Source organism: Streptomyces sp. NPDC006510 (assembly GCF_040611955.1).
In the GTDB taxonomy this organism is placed as follows: domain Bacteria; phylum Actinomycetota; class Actinomycetes; order Streptomycetales; family Streptomycetaceae; genus Streptomyces.
Genome location: NZ_JBEXPH010000095.1, coordinates 1 through 14,064, shown reverse-complemented (window position 1 = coordinate 14,064; position 14,064 = coordinate 1). Strand labels below are relative to the sequence as shown.

General features: G+C 71.9%; 13 protein-coding genes and 1 pseudogene. 7 read left to right on the top strand and 7 right to left on the bottom strand.

Going from position 1 to position 14,064, the window contains the following annotated elements; genetic code table 11:
• Positions 1-36: 36 nt before the first annotated feature.
• The 3 genes from ABZY11_RS25835 (at position 37) to ABZY11_RS25825 (ending at position 2,464) form a co-directional block, all read left to right on the top strand.
• Complete coding sequence (locus ABZY11_RS25835; RefSeq protein ID WP_093539722.1) at positions 37-435, top strand: ectoine synthase; 399 nt, start codon at positions 37-39, stop codon at positions 433-435.
• 3 nt (positions 436-438) lie between these two features.
• A complete protein-coding gene (thpD, locus tag ABZY11_RS25830; protein ID WP_356481417.1) occupies positions 439-1,332 on the top strand; it encodes an ectoine hydroxylase in 894 nt (297 codons plus the stop codon).
• A gap of 106 nt (positions 1,333-1,438) precedes the next feature.
• Positions 1,439-2,464: a VOC family protein gene (locus tag ABZY11_RS25825; protein WP_356481416.1), complete on the top strand. Its 1,026-nt coding sequence runs from the start codon at positions 1,439-1,441 to the stop codon at positions 2,462-2,464.
• A gap of 92 nt (positions 2,465-2,556) precedes the next feature.
• On the opposite strand, the gene ABZY11_RS25820 is transcribed toward ABZY11_RS25825, so the two are convergent.
• The 7 genes from ABZY11_RS25820 to ABZY11_RS25790 all read right to left on the bottom strand — a co-directional run bounded on the left by ABZY11_RS25820 (position 2,557) and on the right by ABZY11_RS25790 (position 10,797).
• Positions 2,557-5,247, bottom strand: coding sequence for a SpoIIE family protein phosphatase (locus ABZY11_RS25820; RefSeq protein WP_356481415.1), 2,691 nt, complete (start codon positions 5,245-5,247; stop codon positions 2,557-2,559).
• A 287-nt stretch (positions 5,248-5,534) separates the two neighbouring features.
• Complete coding sequence (locus tag ABZY11_RS25815; protein WP_356481414.1) at positions 5,535-6,596, bottom strand: aminotransferase class V-fold PLP-dependent enzyme; 1,062 nt, start codon at positions 6,594-6,596, stop codon at positions 5,535-5,537.
• 120 nt (positions 6,597-6,716) lie between these two features.
• Positions 6,717-7,424 (bottom strand): DsbA family oxidoreductase, encoded by a 708-nt coding sequence (locus ABZY11_RS25810; RefSeq protein WP_356481413.1) that lies wholly within the window; start codon positions 7,422-7,424, stop codon positions 6,717-6,719.
• A gap of 101 nt (positions 7,425-7,525) precedes the next feature.
• Positions 7,526-8,041 (bottom strand): hypothetical protein, encoded by a 516-nt coding sequence (locus ABZY11_RS25805; protein ID WP_356481412.1) that lies wholly within the window; start codon positions 8,039-8,041, stop codon positions 7,526-7,528.
• Between the two features lie 152 nt (positions 8,042-8,193).
• Positions 8,194-8,550 carry a hypothetical protein gene (locus tag ABZY11_RS25800; RefSeq protein WP_356481411.1) on the bottom strand — a complete coding sequence of 119 codons (357 nt, stop codon included), beginning with the start codon at positions 8,548-8,550 and terminating at the stop codon, positions 8,194-8,196.
• Between the two features lie 118 nt (positions 8,551-8,668).
• A complete protein-coding gene (locus tag ABZY11_RS25795; protein ID WP_356481410.1) occupies positions 8,669-9,280 on the bottom strand; it encodes a DUF1349 domain-containing protein in 612 nt (203 codons plus the stop codon).
• Complete coding sequence (locus ABZY11_RS25790) at positions 9,277-10,797, bottom strand: aldehyde dehydrogenase (NADP(+)) (protein ID WP_356481409.1); 1,521 nt, start codon at positions 10,795-10,797, stop codon at positions 9,277-9,279. The genes ABZY11_RS25795 and ABZY11_RS25790 overlap by 4 nt, the downstream gene beginning before the upstream one ends.
• Before the next feature lie 172 nt (positions 10,798-10,969).
• Here ABZY11_RS25790 and ABZY11_RS25785 point away from each other — a divergent pair, with 172 nt between their 5' ends.
• The 4 genes and pseudogenes from ABZY11_RS25785 to ABZY11_RS25770 form a co-directional block, all read left to right on the top strand.
• Complete coding sequence (locus ABZY11_RS25785; protein WP_356481408.1) at positions 10,970-11,740, top strand: IclR family transcriptional regulator; 771 nt, start codon at positions 10,970-10,972, stop codon at positions 11,738-11,740.
• 2 nt (positions 11,741-11,742) lie between these two features.
• On the top strand, positions 11,743-12,216 hold the full coding sequence (locus ABZY11_RS25780) for a GNAT family N-acetyltransferase (protein WP_356481407.1): 474 nt from the start codon (positions 11,743-11,745) through the stop codon (positions 12,214-12,216).
• 91 nt (positions 12,217-12,307) lie between these two features.
• Positions 12,308-13,348 (top strand): hypothetical protein, encoded by a 1,041-nt coding sequence (locus ABZY11_RS25775; RefSeq protein ID WP_356481406.1) that lies wholly within the window; start codon positions 12,308-12,310, stop codon positions 13,346-13,348.
• A pseudogene (locus tag ABZY11_RS25770) lies at positions 13,345-14,064 on the top strand (histidine kinase); the annotation flags it as partial. The gene ABZY11_RS25775 and the pseudogene ABZY11_RS25770, both read left to right, overlap by 4 nt.

Sequence of the window (14,064 nt, the reverse complement as noted above, 5' to 3'; positions counted from 1 at the left end):
GAACCACCGTTACAGAGAGAAAGGCACCGACCCACCGTGATCGTCCGATCGTTCAGTGACATAGAGAACACCGACCGGCATGTGAAGGCCGCTTCCGGCACCTGGGAGAGCAAGCGCATCGTGCTCGCGCAGGAGAAGGTGGGCTTCTCGCTCCACGAGACAACGATGTACGCGGGCACCGAGACGTCGATGTGGTACGCGAACCACATCGAGGCCGTCCTGTGCGTCGAGGGCGAGGCCGAACTCACCAACGACGAGACCGGCGAGAAGCACTGGATCACCCCCGGCACGATGTATCTGCTGAACGGCCATGAACACCACACCATGCGGCCGAAGACCGACTTCCGCTGCGTCTGTGTCTTCAACCCGCCGGTCACCGGGCGGGAGGAGCACGACGAGAACGGTGTCTACCCGCTGCTCACCGAGGAGGGCTGAGCCATGACCACCGATGTACGCGCCGACCTCTACCCGACACGCGGCACCGCCGAGATGACAACCCCCCGTCAGGACCCGGTGATCTGGTCCGCGCCCGGCACCCCGGGGCCGGTGGGCGTGAAGGATCTCCAGGGCTTCGAGCGCGACGGCTTCCTCACCGTGGACCGGATGATCACGCCCGACGAGGTGGCCGTCCTCCACACCGAGCTGGACTGTCTGATCGCCGATCCGGCGGTGCGGGCCGACGAGCGCTCGATCATCGAGCCGAAGTCGCAGAAGGTCCGTTCGGTCTTCGAGGTCCACCGGATCAGCGAGATCTTCGCCCGGCTGGTGAGCGACGAGCGGGTGGTGGGCCGGGCCCGTCAGATCCTCGGCTCGGACGTGTACGTCCACCAGTCCCGGATCAACGTCAAGCCGGGCTTCGGCGCTTCGGGCTTCTACTGGCACTCGGACTTCGAGACCTGGCACGCCGAGGACGGTCTTCCGAACATGCGGGCGGTGTCCGTATCGATCGCGCTGACCGAGAACCACGACACCAACGGCGGGCTGATGATCATGCCTGGCTCGCACAAGTCGTTCCTCGGATGTGCGGGCGAGACACCGAAGGACAACTACAAGCAGTCCCTGAAGATGCAGGACGCCGGCACCCCGTCCGACGAGGCGCTGACGAAGATGGCCGACCGGCACGGCATCAAGCTCTTCACGGGCAAGGCGGGTTCGGCGACCTGGTTCGACTGCAACTGCATGCACGGCTCGGGCGACAACATCACTCCGTACCCCCGCAGCAATGTCTTCATCGTCTTCAACAGCGTGGAGAACGCCGCCGAGGAACCGTTCTCGGCACCTGCGCGGCGGCCGGAGTTCATCGGGGCGCGGGACTTCACGCCGGTGAGGTGAGGACCGCCGGATCGGGACAGGGGCGGGTGGTGCGAGAGGCGTCGCACCACCCGCCTCCGTCAAAAGCAGGTGGACCATGACGGCCCCGCCCGGAGACAGTGGGGCCATGACCTCACTCGTACGTCACATCACGATCGACTGCGCCGACGCCTACGAGCTGGCCGGCTTCTGGGCCGGGGTGCTCGGCACGCGGATCTCTGACAACGACGCCCCCGGTGATCCCGAGGCCCTCGTCGAATCCCCCGGTGCCGCGCTGCTCTTCATCCAGGTGCCGGAGCCCAAGAGCGCCAAGAACCGTGTCCACCTGGACATTCAGCCGAAGGACCGGACCCGGGACGAGGAGGTCGAGCGACTGCTCGGCCTGGGCGCCACCCTCGTCGCCGACCACCGCAGGCCGGACGGGCGGGGCTGGGCGACGCTCGCCGACCCCGAGGGCAACGAGTTCTGCGTCGAGTGCGGCGCGGCGGAACGGGCCGCCCTGACCGGGATCCGGCTGCCGGTCACGGCGGACGACGTGACCACCGCGGTACGTCTCGCGGTCGCCGCGCTCCAGAAGTCCCCGGTGGACGACTGGCAGGTCCCGGCGGGATCGTTGGAGTGGAGCTGCTGGGAGACCGCGGAGCATCTGAGCGACGACCTCTTCTCCTACGCGGCCCAACTGGGCCCGCAGCGGCCGGCGCTGGACGCGTACGTCCCGTTCCGCTGGAGCGCCGACCGCGAGGGCGGTCCGTTCAACGCGGTCTTCGCGGACCGGTCCGAAGGGCCCGCCGGGCTGCTCCGGACGCTGGAGGCGAGCGGCGCGCTGCTCGCCGCGATGGTACGGACGTCCCCGCCGGAGCTCCGCTCGTACCACTCCTACGGGGTGTCCGACCCGGAGGGCTTCGCCGCGATGGGGATCGTCGAGACCCTGGTGCACACGCACGATCTCGCCGCGAGCCTGGAGGTCGACTGGACCCCGCCCGCCGGCCTCTGCGACCGGGTGCTGGCCCGGCTGTTCCCGGACGCCCCCGAGGACGCCGACCGGTGGGCCGTACTGCGCTGGGCCACCGGCCGCGGCGAGCTGCCCGGCCGCCCGCGCGTCACCTCGTGGAAGTGGCGCAGCGAGCCGCTGGAAGGCTCCGGCCGGGAGTAGCGCGAGGGCGGGGTCCGGGCGATGGACGACGAGCTCGCGGTGCTCTCCGAAGCCTTCGAGCGGCGTTCCCCGGAGGCTTGCCGGTCCGGCGGTCAGAGTTCCGCGTCGAGGATGGCCGGCCACGCCGTGCCGTCCGCGCTCCCGCCGGGCCGGGGCAGCGCCATCTCCGCCCAGATGACCTTTCCCTGGGAGGTGTAACGGGTGCCCCAGCGTTCGCTCAGTCGGGCGACGAGGAAGAGACCGCGGCCTCCTTCGTCCATCGCGGCGGCATAGCGCAGATGGGGCGAGGTGCTGTTGCTGTCGGCCACCTCGCAGGTCAGGGTGCGGTCGTACAGCAGTCGTACGGTGACCGGCGCGGAGCCGTAGCGGATGGCGTTGGTGATCAACTCGCTGAGCACCAGTTCCGTGGCGAACGCGAGGTCGGACAGACCCCAGTCGTCGAGCTTCTCGGCCACGACAGTACGCATCCCCGCCACGGCGGCGGGATCGAACGGTACGCCCCAGTCGGCGACACGGTCGGGCGGGATCACCCGTGTCCGGGCGATGAGCAGCGCCACATCGTCCTTCGGCCGACTGGGCAGGAGCGCGTCGAGCACCGCCTGACAGCTCTCCTCCGGCGACCGGTCGGGGTGGCACGCCAGGGCCTGACGCAGCAGCTCGATCCCCACGTCGATGTCTCGGGTGCGGTCCTCGATGAGCCCATCGGTGTAGAGGACGAGCTGTGTGCCCTCCGCCACTTCCAGTTCCGCCGTCTCGAACGGCATATCGCCCAGGCCCAGGGGTGGGCCGGCCGGCAGGTCGGGGAACGACACACTGCCGTCGGGCCGGACCAGTGCGGGCAGCGGATGCCCGGCCCGCGCCATGGCGCAGTGACGGGAGACGGGATCGTAGATCGCGTACAGGCAGGTGGCCCCGATGATCCCCGCGTCGGCGTCGGACTCCGCCTCCTCCTGGTCGATGCGCCCGATCAGGTCGTCCAGATGGCTGAGGATCTCGTCGGGCGGCAGGTCGAGTGTGGAGAAGTTGTGCACGGCCGTGCGCAGCCGTCCCATCGTGGCAGCCGCGTGCAGGCCGTGGCCGACGACATCCCCGACGACCAGCGCCACCCGACTGCCCGGGAGCGGGATCACGTCGAACCAGTCCCCGCTCACCCCGGAGAGTGCGGGCAGGTAGCGATGGGCGACATCGAGCGCGCTCTGTTCGGGCAGGGCCCGCGGGAGCAGGCTGCGTTGCAGCGTCACGGCCATGACGTGCTCACGGGTGTAGCGGCGGGCGTTGTCGATGCTGACGGCCGCCCGGGCGACCAGTTCTTCGGCCAGGGACAGATCGTCCTCCTCGAACGGCTGGGGCTTCTCGGAGCGCCAGAAGTTGGCCATGCCCAGGATGACGCCCCGCGCCTGGAGGGGCACCGTGATGAGCGAATGGACGCCGTAATCGACGATCATCCGTGTCCGCTCCGCATCCTGGGCGAGCCAGCCGGGTGCGTCGGACAGCTCTGGCACCAGCTCCGGCCGGCCGGTGGCGAAGGCCCGCGCCTGTGGCGTGGAGGGGAGAAAGCTGATCAGCTGACCGAGTTCGTACAGCGGATGGTCGTCCCGGATGCCGCGTACAGCAGTGCGGCGCATGTCCATGTCGGTACTGGTCGGCTCGTCCCCGTGGAGGACCGGTTCGGCCAGATCGACGGTGACGAAGTCGGCGAGCCGGGGCACCGCGATCTCGGTCAGTTCCTCGGCCGTGCGCACCACATCGAGGGTGGTACCGATGCCGAGACCGGCGTCGTACAGCAGGCGCAGCCGCTCGCGGGCGTTCTCCGCCCTACCGGACAGCGCCCGCAGCTCTGTGGAGTCACGCAAGGTCGCGACTGTCCCCTGGGGGCCACCGTGACGGTCCGTGGGCCGCTGGTTCACCGCGAGCAGTCGGCCCCCCGCGAGGTGCACTTCGTCCGTGGCCGCGCGCCCCGAGGTCAGCAGCTCCGCCATGCCGGGATCAAGGCCGGACAGATCCGGGATGCGTCGTCCCTCGGCGTCGAGCGGCAGCTCCAGCAGCCGCCTGGCCTCGTCGTTGGCCAGCAGCAGTCGACCGTCTTCGCCGACGATGAGCACGCCTTCACGCACGGCGTGCAGCACCGCGTCGTGGTGCTCGTACATCCGAGTCATCTCGGCAGGGCCCAGACGGTGGGTCTGCCGCCGCAGCCGCCTGGCCACCAGCGCCGTCCCGCTCGTGGCCGCTCCGAGCGCAACCGCTCCTGCACCGAGGATGATCGGAATCTGCCGTGCCACCGCGCCGGTCACGTTCGCGACCTTCATGCCGGCAGCCACCAGGGCCACGACCTGCGCGTGATCGTGGACGGGGACGATCGCCTGCGCCTCGCGGCCGAGCGGGCCGTTGACTCTCTCGGTGTACACGTGGCCGGCCAGCGCCGGCGCGAGGGTGGCGACGACCCTCTTCCCGATCAGCTCCGGCCGAGGATGCGTGTAGCGGATCCCTTTCGTGTCCATCACCACGATGAAGTCGACGCCGGCCGCCTTCCGCCCCGCCTCGGTGAGCGGCTGGAGCACGCTGGAAGGATCAGGGGCCTTCAGCGCGGCCAGGAGGCCCGGTGAGTGAGCGAATGTCTGCGCGACGGCGATGGAGCGGTTTCTCGCCTCCGTATTGCTGTCGCGCCGGGACTGCACCACGAGCGCCAGCACCGAAGCGACCACGAGGAGCACGACCACAGCCACCTGCAGGGCGAAGACCTGGCCTGCGAGGCTCCGGGGATGCTTGCCCGTGAGTGACCGCATGTGTGCGCTCCGGAATCGGCCGAAACGATTGATCCCATTGCCCTTTGTAACACCGCGCGGTCGAAGGTGCGTGCGGTCGGGGCCCGCTCGGAAGCGGGACCGCGCGGCGGCCCGACGCCGATCCGGCAACCGTGGGACCGGATCGGCGCCAGGGCGGTACGGATACGGCCGGCCCGGATCGGTGGGGAGGGCCGGCCCCGGTGCACCGCGATTCGTCGTAGCCGCGTCGCGACCGGCCGGAGGTCCGGGGACCGCCCCGAGCGCCGCTGATTCCCCGGCAGGCGGGCTCAGCCGGCGAGCACGTCCAGGACCCGGTCCACATCGGCCTCCGTGTTGTACAGGTGGAAGGCCGCGCGCAGACTCCCCGCCCGGTTCGAGACCACCACACCGGCCCGCGCGAGCTCCGGCTCCCGCCTGCCCAGTCCGGGCACGGCCACGATCGCCGACTCCCCCGGCACCGTCTCGTGCCCCAGCCCGGCCAGCCCCGCCCGCAGGCGGGCCGCGAGCCCGGTGGCATGGGCATGGATGGCGTCCACACCGACCTCGCCCAGCAGCGCGAGGGACCGCTCGGCGCCGTGGTACGAGAGGAAGGCGGGCGGTTCGTCGTAGCGGCGCGCGGTCCGGGAGAGCCGCTCGACCGGTCCGTACGTACTGCTCCAGGGGTCGACGGCGGCGGACATGCCGACGAAGACCGGCGGCAGGCTCTGCTGCGCCTCCTCGGTGACGGTGAGGAACGACGCGCCCCGCGGGCAGAGCAGGAACTTGAAGCCGCCGGTGACGGTGTAGTCGTACTCCCCGGCGTCCAGCGGCAGCCAGCCGGCCGACTGGGTGGCGTCGAGCAGCGTGCGGGCACCGTGGGCGGCGGCCGCCGCGCGCACCGCCTTCAGGTCGGCGATCCGGCCGTTGGCCGACTGCACGGAGGAGAAGGCGACGAGCGCGGTGTCCGGCCCCACCGCGTCGGCCAGCCGGTCCAGCGGGACGTAACGCATCCTGAGGTCGCCGCGGACCGCGAAGGGACTGACGACGGAGCTGAACTCTCCCTCGGGTGCCACGATTTCGGCCCCCGGCGGCAGCGAGGCGGCGATCAGTCCGACATGCACGGAGACCGAGCTGCCGACGGCGACCCGGTCGGCGTCCACCCCGGCGAGGCGGGCGAAGCCGGTCCGGGCCGCTTCCACCACTTCAAAGTCGCCGGAACCGTCCGTGCCGCCCGAGGCGATCGCCTCGGCGAGCGCCGTCACGGCCGCCACGGTCCGCCGGGGCAGCAGCCCGCAGGTGGAAGTGTTGAGATAGGTCGTCCTCGGCGCGAACTCGCCGTCCGCCGCACGGCTGAGCAAAGTAGTCTCCATGCGCCCAGCCTGGGGGCCCCTCAACCTCTGGTCAATCACGAAAAGTTGAGGGGAACAGCCAAGCACCGCTTGTGCCTGCCGCCGGAATCGGCATTCGGGCGCGGTCCCGGACGTGGTGCCTCAGGCCTGCGGAACCTCGCAGGCGCCGTTGGCGTCGCACGCCGCGGCGTCCCCGCCGATCGCGGTGAGCGGACGGTCCTTCCACGCCTGCTCCAGCGCCTGGGCGAAGACCTCCGCCGGCTGGCCGCCGGAGATGCCGTAGCGCCGGTCGAGCACGAAGAACGGCACCGCGTTGGCGCCCAGCTCGGACGCCTCCCGCTCATCTGCCCGCACCTCGGCCGCGTAGGCCTCCGGGTCGGCGAGCACGGCGCGCGCCTCGTCGGCGTCGAGCCCGGCCTCGACGGCCAGCTCGACCAGCACGTCGCCGTCGTAGACGGACCGCTCCTCGGCGAAGTTCGCCCGGTAGGCGAGGCTCAGCAGCTCGTCCTGGCGCCCGCGCGCCTTGGCCAGGTGGAGCAGCCGGTGGATGTCGAAGGTGTTGCCGTGGTCACGGCCCTCGGTGAGGTAGCCGAGCCCTTCGGCCTGCGCGTTGGCCGCGACGTTCGCCTCCATCGCCTGCGCCTCTTCACGGGTGCGCCCGTACTTCTGCGCCAGCATGTCGATCACCTGCGCGGTGTCCCCCTTCGCGCGCCCGGGGTCGAGCTCGAAGGACCGGTGCACGACCTCGACCTGGTCGCGGTGGGCGAACCCGGCCAGGCCCTTCTCGAAGCGGGCCTTCCCGATGTAGCACCAGGGGCAGGCGATGTCGCTCCAGATCTCGACGCGCATGTGTCTTCTTCTCTCCGTGTCCTCGTACGTACAGCTCGAGTGGTGGCGGAGCCACCTTCCGCTCCCGTGCACAACACAGGAGCGGACTCCCTCATTCCCTCTCACGCCCCGTCGTCGAGCTCGACGATCGGCCGGTCGGCGACCACGGCCACCAGGATCATCGGTGCGTCGCCGTCGCACTGGTTGAGGGAGACCGCGACCCACCGGCCGTCCACCGGCCCCCACACCGCCAGGTCGCCGCGGCAGTCCGTGTCGCACAGCGCCCGGTACAGCGGCGGCAGGGGCTCGCCCGCGAGGTCGCGGAAGATCGGCACCCGCATGCCCGCCGTCCGATGGGCGCCCCACCGGCGGTCCAACTCGCCGACGAGCTCGGCGCGATGACCCGAGGCGGCCTCCTCGGCCTCCTCCCACTCGCGTTCGTACACGCCCACGAGGTCGTCGCTCTCCCAGAGCGGCACGATCCGGAAGCCCTCTCCCGCCGTCGCGCTCCACTCCCCGGTGTCCGGTTCCCCCTCGGCGACCGTCGGCCCCGCGGCCGGTACCGGCCCGGCGAGCAGCGTCTCGATGTCGGAGACCGCGCGGCCGGTCCCGAATGTCTCCCCGCTCCGGGCGGTCACAGCGCCGCCGCCCCGGCCGGTGCGGCCGGTCTGCCGAGGAGCCGCTCGGGGACGGCGACGCGGAACACGGAAACGGGCGGTGTCGCGCTGACGACGACGCGGTGCGCGGGCGGCATGACCAGAACCTCCGGGGTCTTTGGGGCAAACGGGCGTCAGGCGTAGCTGAGGATCAGTGAGGCCATCATGAGCTGTGCCGCACCGTGCAGGCCGAGCAGCCAGCCGCGCGTGGAGGTGAAGGGCAGCCACTTCCGCGGCCAGGCGACGGCCGCGATGCCCAGCACCAGCGCCACGGCGAAACTTCCGGGGACCGAGCCGGTGGGGAGGTCGGCGCACTCCTCCCCGTAGGTCAGGCAGCGGGACGCCCTGGGCGAGCTCAGCGCGAGGAGGCCGGCGCCGACGAATACGGGCACGAGCGTTCCGAGGGCGATCCAGGAGGCCGACCGGAGGTTGCGGTCCATGCGTTCGAAGTCGGCCCGGCGCTGCTCCGCGGTGGCGGGAGTGGTGTTCATGCGGCCCATCCAACCCTCCGGCGGTCGCCGGAGGGTTGGGGGCCGGTACTCGGTTCCGCCGAGTATCGGCGCTCATTCGTTCGATGGAGCGACCTGTGTGCGGACGCGTGTGGCCGGATCAGCTCCCGTCCCGCAGGTCGTCCAGGCCCGTCGCGCGGAACGCGATCCGGTCGAAGGACGCCTCGCAGCCCTCGCCCGTCGGTGACTGGACCAGGAAGCCGATCGACGCCTCGGCCGCGCGCTCCGGCTCGCCGAGGGCGAAGACGCGGACGAAGGTCCACTTCTCGCCGTCGGCCGAGGCGTGGAAGGCGAACGCGTTGCCCGTGCGGCTGAGGCGCAGCCAGCAGCTGTCGCCGTCCACGACGAAGGAGTTGACGTCGTCGGAGTGGCCGCGGGTGACGACCGTGCAGACGGTGGGGCGGTCCGGGGAGAGTTCCAGGCAGATCTTGGCCCACTCCCGTTCCCCGACGTGGAGATAGAGCACCCCGGCGTCGAAGGCGGCCGCGAAGCCGACCTTCACCCGGGCGAGCAGCTGGAAGTCGCCCCGGGGTGCGGGACCGAGCAGCCGGGGGGCGTCGCTCGCGGAGTCCAGGGACGCGCCGCCCGGCGGTACGAACCGGTCCTGGCGGGCGCCCGCCCTGCCGGTAAGTACGCCGTCCTGGTACGTCCAGTCTGCCTCCGGGCCGAACGGGCTGAGCGCGAAGGGGAGTTCGGGGAGCTGTGCGGTCATGCGCGGCGCCCGTCCACTCGGCGGGGAAGGCCCAGGGGGTTGTCCTCGCGGAGCTCCGGCGGGAGCAGGCCCTCGGGGGTCGTCTGGTAGGTGACCGGGCGCAGCCAGCGTTCGATCGCGGTGGCGCCCACCGAGGTGGAGGTGGAGGTGGTGGCCGGGTAGGGGCCGCCGTGGTGCTGAGCGGGGGCCACCGCGACGCCGGTCGGCCAGCCGTTGACGAGGACCCGGCCGGCCAGCGGGGTGAGGACCGCGAGGAGTCCGGGGGCGTCGGCGTCGGTGCCGTCCGCGGCGGTCTGGAGGGTGGCGGTGAGGTTGCCGGGGAGCCGGGAGAGTACGGCGGTGATCTCGTCGTCGGAGGTGTAGCGGGCGACGACGGTGACGGGCCCGAAGCACTCCTCCAGGAGTTCGTCGTGCGGGCCCTCGGCGGCGAGGAGGTGCGCCGGTACGGTGAGGAAGCCGGCCGAGACGGTGTGGTCGCCGCCCGCGCCGGGGGTGACCGGGGCCGCCACGTCGGGGAGTTCGGCCCGGGTCCGTACGCCCGCGAGGAAGGCGTCGCGCATCCGGTGGTCGAGCAGGACCGCGGCCTCGGTGTCGCTGACCGCGTCGGTGAGGGACTTCAGCAGCCGGTCGCCGGTCTCGCCCGCCGGGGCCAGGACGAAGCCGGGCTTGGTGCAGAACTGGCCGGCACCCATGGTCATCGAGCCCGCGAGCCCGGCGCCGATCTCCTCCGCGCGCTCGGCGGCGGCCGCCTCGGTGACGACGACGGGGTTGAGGGAGCCCAGCTCGCCGTGGAAGGGGATGGGGCGGGGGCGGGCCGCCGCGGCGTCGAACAGGGCGCGGCCGCCGCGGACCGAGCCGGTGAACCCGGCGGCGGCGACGAGCGGGTGCCTGATCAGCTCGACGCCGGCGTCGAAGCCGTGCACCAGGATCAGTACGTCCTCGGGCAGACCGGCCTCGGCCGCCGCCCTGCGCAGTACGGAGGCGCACAGTTCGGAGGTGGCCGGGTGGTCGGGGTGCGCCTTGACGACGACGGGACAGCCGGCCGCCAGCGCGCTCGCGGTGTCGCCGCCGGGGACGGAGAAGGCGAGCGGGAAGTTGCTGGCCGCGTAGACGGCGACGACGCCGAGCGGGATCTTGTAGCGGCGCAGGTCGGGCCAGGGCGGGGTCCGGGTGGCGTCCGCGTGGTCGATGTGGACGTCGAGGAAGGCGCCCTCGTCGACGACCTCCGCGAAGGCCCGCAACTGGGCGGCGGTGCGCGCCAGTTCACCGGTCAGCCGGGCCGGTCCGAGTGCGGTCTCGGCGTCGGCGGCCTCGATGACGTGTTCCCCGGCCTCGGTGAGCAGATCGGCCGCGATACGCAGGAAGGCGGCGCGCACGGTGCGGTCGGCGAGCGATCCACGTACCGCGTGGGCGGCCCGGACCGCACGGTCGATCTCCTCCGCTGTAGCCTCCACCGCAACCTGCTCGCGCGGGTTCCCGGTGCGGGGGTCGACGCTCCAGACTGGTGCTGCTGCCACCGTGATTCCTTCCGCTCCACTGCCGCACATCAGAGGTTGTTCGGTATTCTGAACAGAGTTCCTGAACGTGAATATGAAGCGACTCTATTTCCGGGCGTTCGATGTTGGCAAGGAGTCGCCGGATTCAACAAGTGTCAGGGTTTCGCAAGTGGGCCGGAAAGGGCGTAGGGCGATGTCGGTAGCCGAATCTGGTGGGGCACAGGTCAAGTCCGCCGTACGGACGGTGGAACTGCTCGAATACTTCGCGGGGCGGCCCGGCATGCATTCGCTCGCCGCGGTGCAGGAGGCCGTCGGCTACCCCAAGTCCAGCCTGTACATGCTGCTGCGCACGCTGGTGGAGCTGGGCTGGGTGGAGACCGACGCGACGGGCACACGGTACGGGATCGGCGTACGGGCCCTGCTGGTCGGCACCTCGTACATCGACGGCGACGAGGTCGTCGCGGCCGCCCGGCCGACTCTGGACCGGCTCTCCGACGACACCACGGAGACCATCCACCTGGCCCGTCTCGACGGGACGAACGTGGTGTACCTCGCCACCCGGCAGTCCCAGCACTATCTGCGCCCCTTCACCCGCGTCGGCCGCCGGCTGCCCGCCCACTCCACCTCGCTCGGCAAGGCGCTGCTGGCCACCCACAGCGACGAGCAGGTCCGCAAGCTGCTCCCCGAGACGCTGCCCGCGCTGACCGAACACACCATCACCGACCGCGAGAAGCTCATCGAGGAACTGCACCTCGTCCGCGAACAGGGCTACGCGGTGGACCGCGAGGAGAACACCCTCGGACTGCGCTGCTTCGGCGTCGCCGTCCCGTACCGCACCCCCGCCCGCGACGCCATCAGCTGTTCGGTGCCGGTCGCCCGGCTCACGCCCGCGCACGAGCAGATGGTGAAGGACGCGCTGTTCGACGCCCGGGACCGGCTGACGCTCGCCACCCGGAGGCTCTGACCGTGCGAATCGCCCTGCGCGAGGTCCAGGAGGACGACCTGCCGCTGTTCTTCGCGTTCATGTCCGACCCGGAAGCGGTCAGGACCGCCGCCTTCACCAGCGAGGACCCCACCGACCGGCATGCGTTCGACGCCCACTGGCGGCGCATCCTGGCCGACGGCTCCGTCGTGATGCGCACCGTGCTCGCGGACGGCACGGTGGTCGGCAACGCCGGGGTCTACGGACCCCCGGGCGACCGCCAGGTCACCTACTGGATCGACCGGGTGCAGTGGGGCCGCGGGCTCGCGACGGCCGCACTGTCGGCGCTGCTCGACGCCGTACCCGAACGCCCGCTGCACGCACGGGCGGCGGCCGACAACACCGGCTCGCGCCGGGTGCTGGAGAAGTGCGGATTCGCCGTCACCGGCAAGGACCACGGGTACGCGCACTCCCGCGGCGAGGAGACCGACGAGCTGCTGTTCACCCTGCCGGGATGACCGGACGGCGGCCCGTTCTCCGCCGTGCGGCGGAGACGGATCGTCGCGGGGCACGACGTGCCGACGCGGACCGCACGGAAGCGTGGGTGTCATGACACAGACACCGCTCGCTCCGTCCGCCCCCGCACGGCGGCCGGGCGCCCGCACCGCGCTCCGCACCCTCACGATCGTCTCCACCCTGCCGTACATCGCGCTCAAGACCGCCTGGGTCGCGGGCAGTCGCATCGGCATCCCGGACGGCAGCCCGCTGCTCGACCACCGCACCACGATGATCGTCGCCAACGGCATCACGATCCTGCTGGACAGCGCCGTCGTGCTCCTCGCCCTGCTGCTCACCCAATCATGGGGACGGCGGGTGCCCGCCTGGCTGCTCGTCCTGCCCATGTGGGTGGCGTCCGGGCTGCTGCTGCCGATCATGACCGGGTACCCCTTGCAGCTGGTGGCCGGCCTGGTCCGCGGGGACGGCACCGGTACCGGGAGCGGCGAGCCCCCCTTCCTGCACGAGTGGGTGTTCGGCGTCGTCTACGGCGGCTTCATCCTCCAGGGCCTCGCCCTCGGCACCCTCTTCGCGCTGTACGCCCGGGACAGCTGGGGCCGGCTGTGGCAGGGCACGCTGGGGGACCTCCGGCCGAGCCCGACCGGGCCCGCCCTGCGGACCACCGCGGTCCTCGCCTCGCTGCTCGCGATCGCACCGGCCGTCCTGCATCTGATGTGGGCCACCGGCTCGGCCGCGGGGCTCAACGAGGGCAGGGCCGCGGACCGGAACAGCGCCTTCTACGTCATGGAATCGCTCAACGCGCTCTTCGCCGTCGCCGCAGCCGCCGGTGTACTGCTGCTCGCCTTCCGCCGCCGCTCCGCGCTCCCCCTCGCCGTGCCGCTCGCCCTGGCCTGGGCCGGCTCCGGGGCCTCGGCCTGCTGGGGAGGCTGGCTGAGCCTCGCCGCACTGACCGGGGCCGAGGACATCTCCGAACAGCCCACCCCGGCCATGATGTTGATCTACGGTGTCCAGATGCTGCTAGGAGCGCTGGTGGTCACCCTCGGCGGGTACTTCTTCTCGGAACGCGCGGCCGCCCGGCCGGCCGGCTCCACCGGGACGGCACCGGCGGCACGGCCCTCCGGCGCCGGCGCGTGACGCTGCTGTTCGGGCGGCGGGCCCGGCGACGCTGGCTGCACCTGATCATCGGCGGCGCGCTGCTGATGCCGTACTTCCTGGTGGCGCTGGTGTTCGTCGGCTGGTTCCGCCCGTCCGACGACCCCTTCACCTCCCTCCCCCACCAGCTCACCGCGTTCGGCTGTGCCCTGCCCATGGCCGCGGTCACCGCGCTCTTCGCACCGGCCCGGCCGCTCTCGGTGGCCGCGGCCCGTGCGCTGTGCGGCATCCCCGGCGACCGGCCGCTCGCCGACGGCCCCGCCAGGACCCGGCAGGCGCGGGTGCGCACCGCCGGCTGGTACACCCTGCATCTCGCGCTGGGCGGCATCGTCAGCGGCACGACGCTGACCGTGCCCCCGCTCGCCGTGACCGTCATGGCGCTGCCGTTCTCCCGGTCGATCCGCGACTCCCGGACCTTCGGTCTGCCCGAGGCGATGGACCGGCCGTGGATTCTCGCCCTGCTCCCCTTCGTCGGGCTCGCGATCCTGGCGGCGACGGCCGGCTGCGCGGCACTGGCCGGGGCGCTGCTGGCCGGCCGGGCGCCGGTGCTGCTGGGCCCGACGCCGGAGGACCGGCTGGCCGCGGCCGAACGCCGGGCGGCCGATCTGGCGGTGCGCAACCGGCTCGCCCCGGTACTGCACGACTCGGTCGGCCAAGCGCTGAGCGCCCTCACCCACCAGCCGGGCCCGGCCCCCACA

Excerpts from the sequence above, each read along its gene's own strand:
- ABZY11_RS25815 (WP_356481414.1), bottom strand. The coding sequence starts at position 6,596 with ATGGAGACTACTTTGCTCAGCCGTGCGGCGGACGGCGAGTTCGCGCCG.
- ABZY11_RS25785 (WP_356481408.1), top strand. The coding sequence starts at position 10,970 with ATGTCGGTAGCCGAATCTGGTGGGGCACAGGTCAAGTCCGCCGTACGG.
- ABZY11_RS25795 (WP_356481410.1), bottom strand. The coding sequence starts at position 9,280 with ATGACCGCACAGCTCCCCGAACTCCCCTTCGCGCTCAGCCCGTTCGGC.
- ABZY11_RS25820 (WP_356481415.1), bottom strand. The coding sequence starts at position 5,247 with ATGCGGTCACTCACGGGCAAGCATCCCCGGAGCCTCGCAGGCCAGGTC.
- ABZY11_RS25825 (WP_356481416.1), top strand. The coding sequence starts at position 1,439 with ATGACCTCACTCGTACGTCACATCACGATCGACTGCGCCGACGCCTAC.
- thpD (WP_356481417.1), top strand. The coding sequence starts at position 439 with ATGACCACCGATGTACGCGCCGACCTCTACCCGACACGCGGCACCGCC.
- ABZY11_RS25810 (WP_356481413.1), bottom strand. The coding sequence starts at position 7,424 with ATGCGCGTCGAGATCTGGAGCGACATCGCCTGCCCCTGGTGCTACATC.
- ABZY11_RS25800 (WP_356481411.1), bottom strand. The coding sequence starts at position 8,550 with ATGAACACCACTCCCGCCACCGCGGAGCAGCGCCGGGCCGACTTCGAA.
- ABZY11_RS25775 (WP_356481406.1), top strand. The coding sequence starts at position 12,308 with ATGACACAGACACCGCTCGCTCCGTCCGCCCCCGCACGGCGGCCGGGC.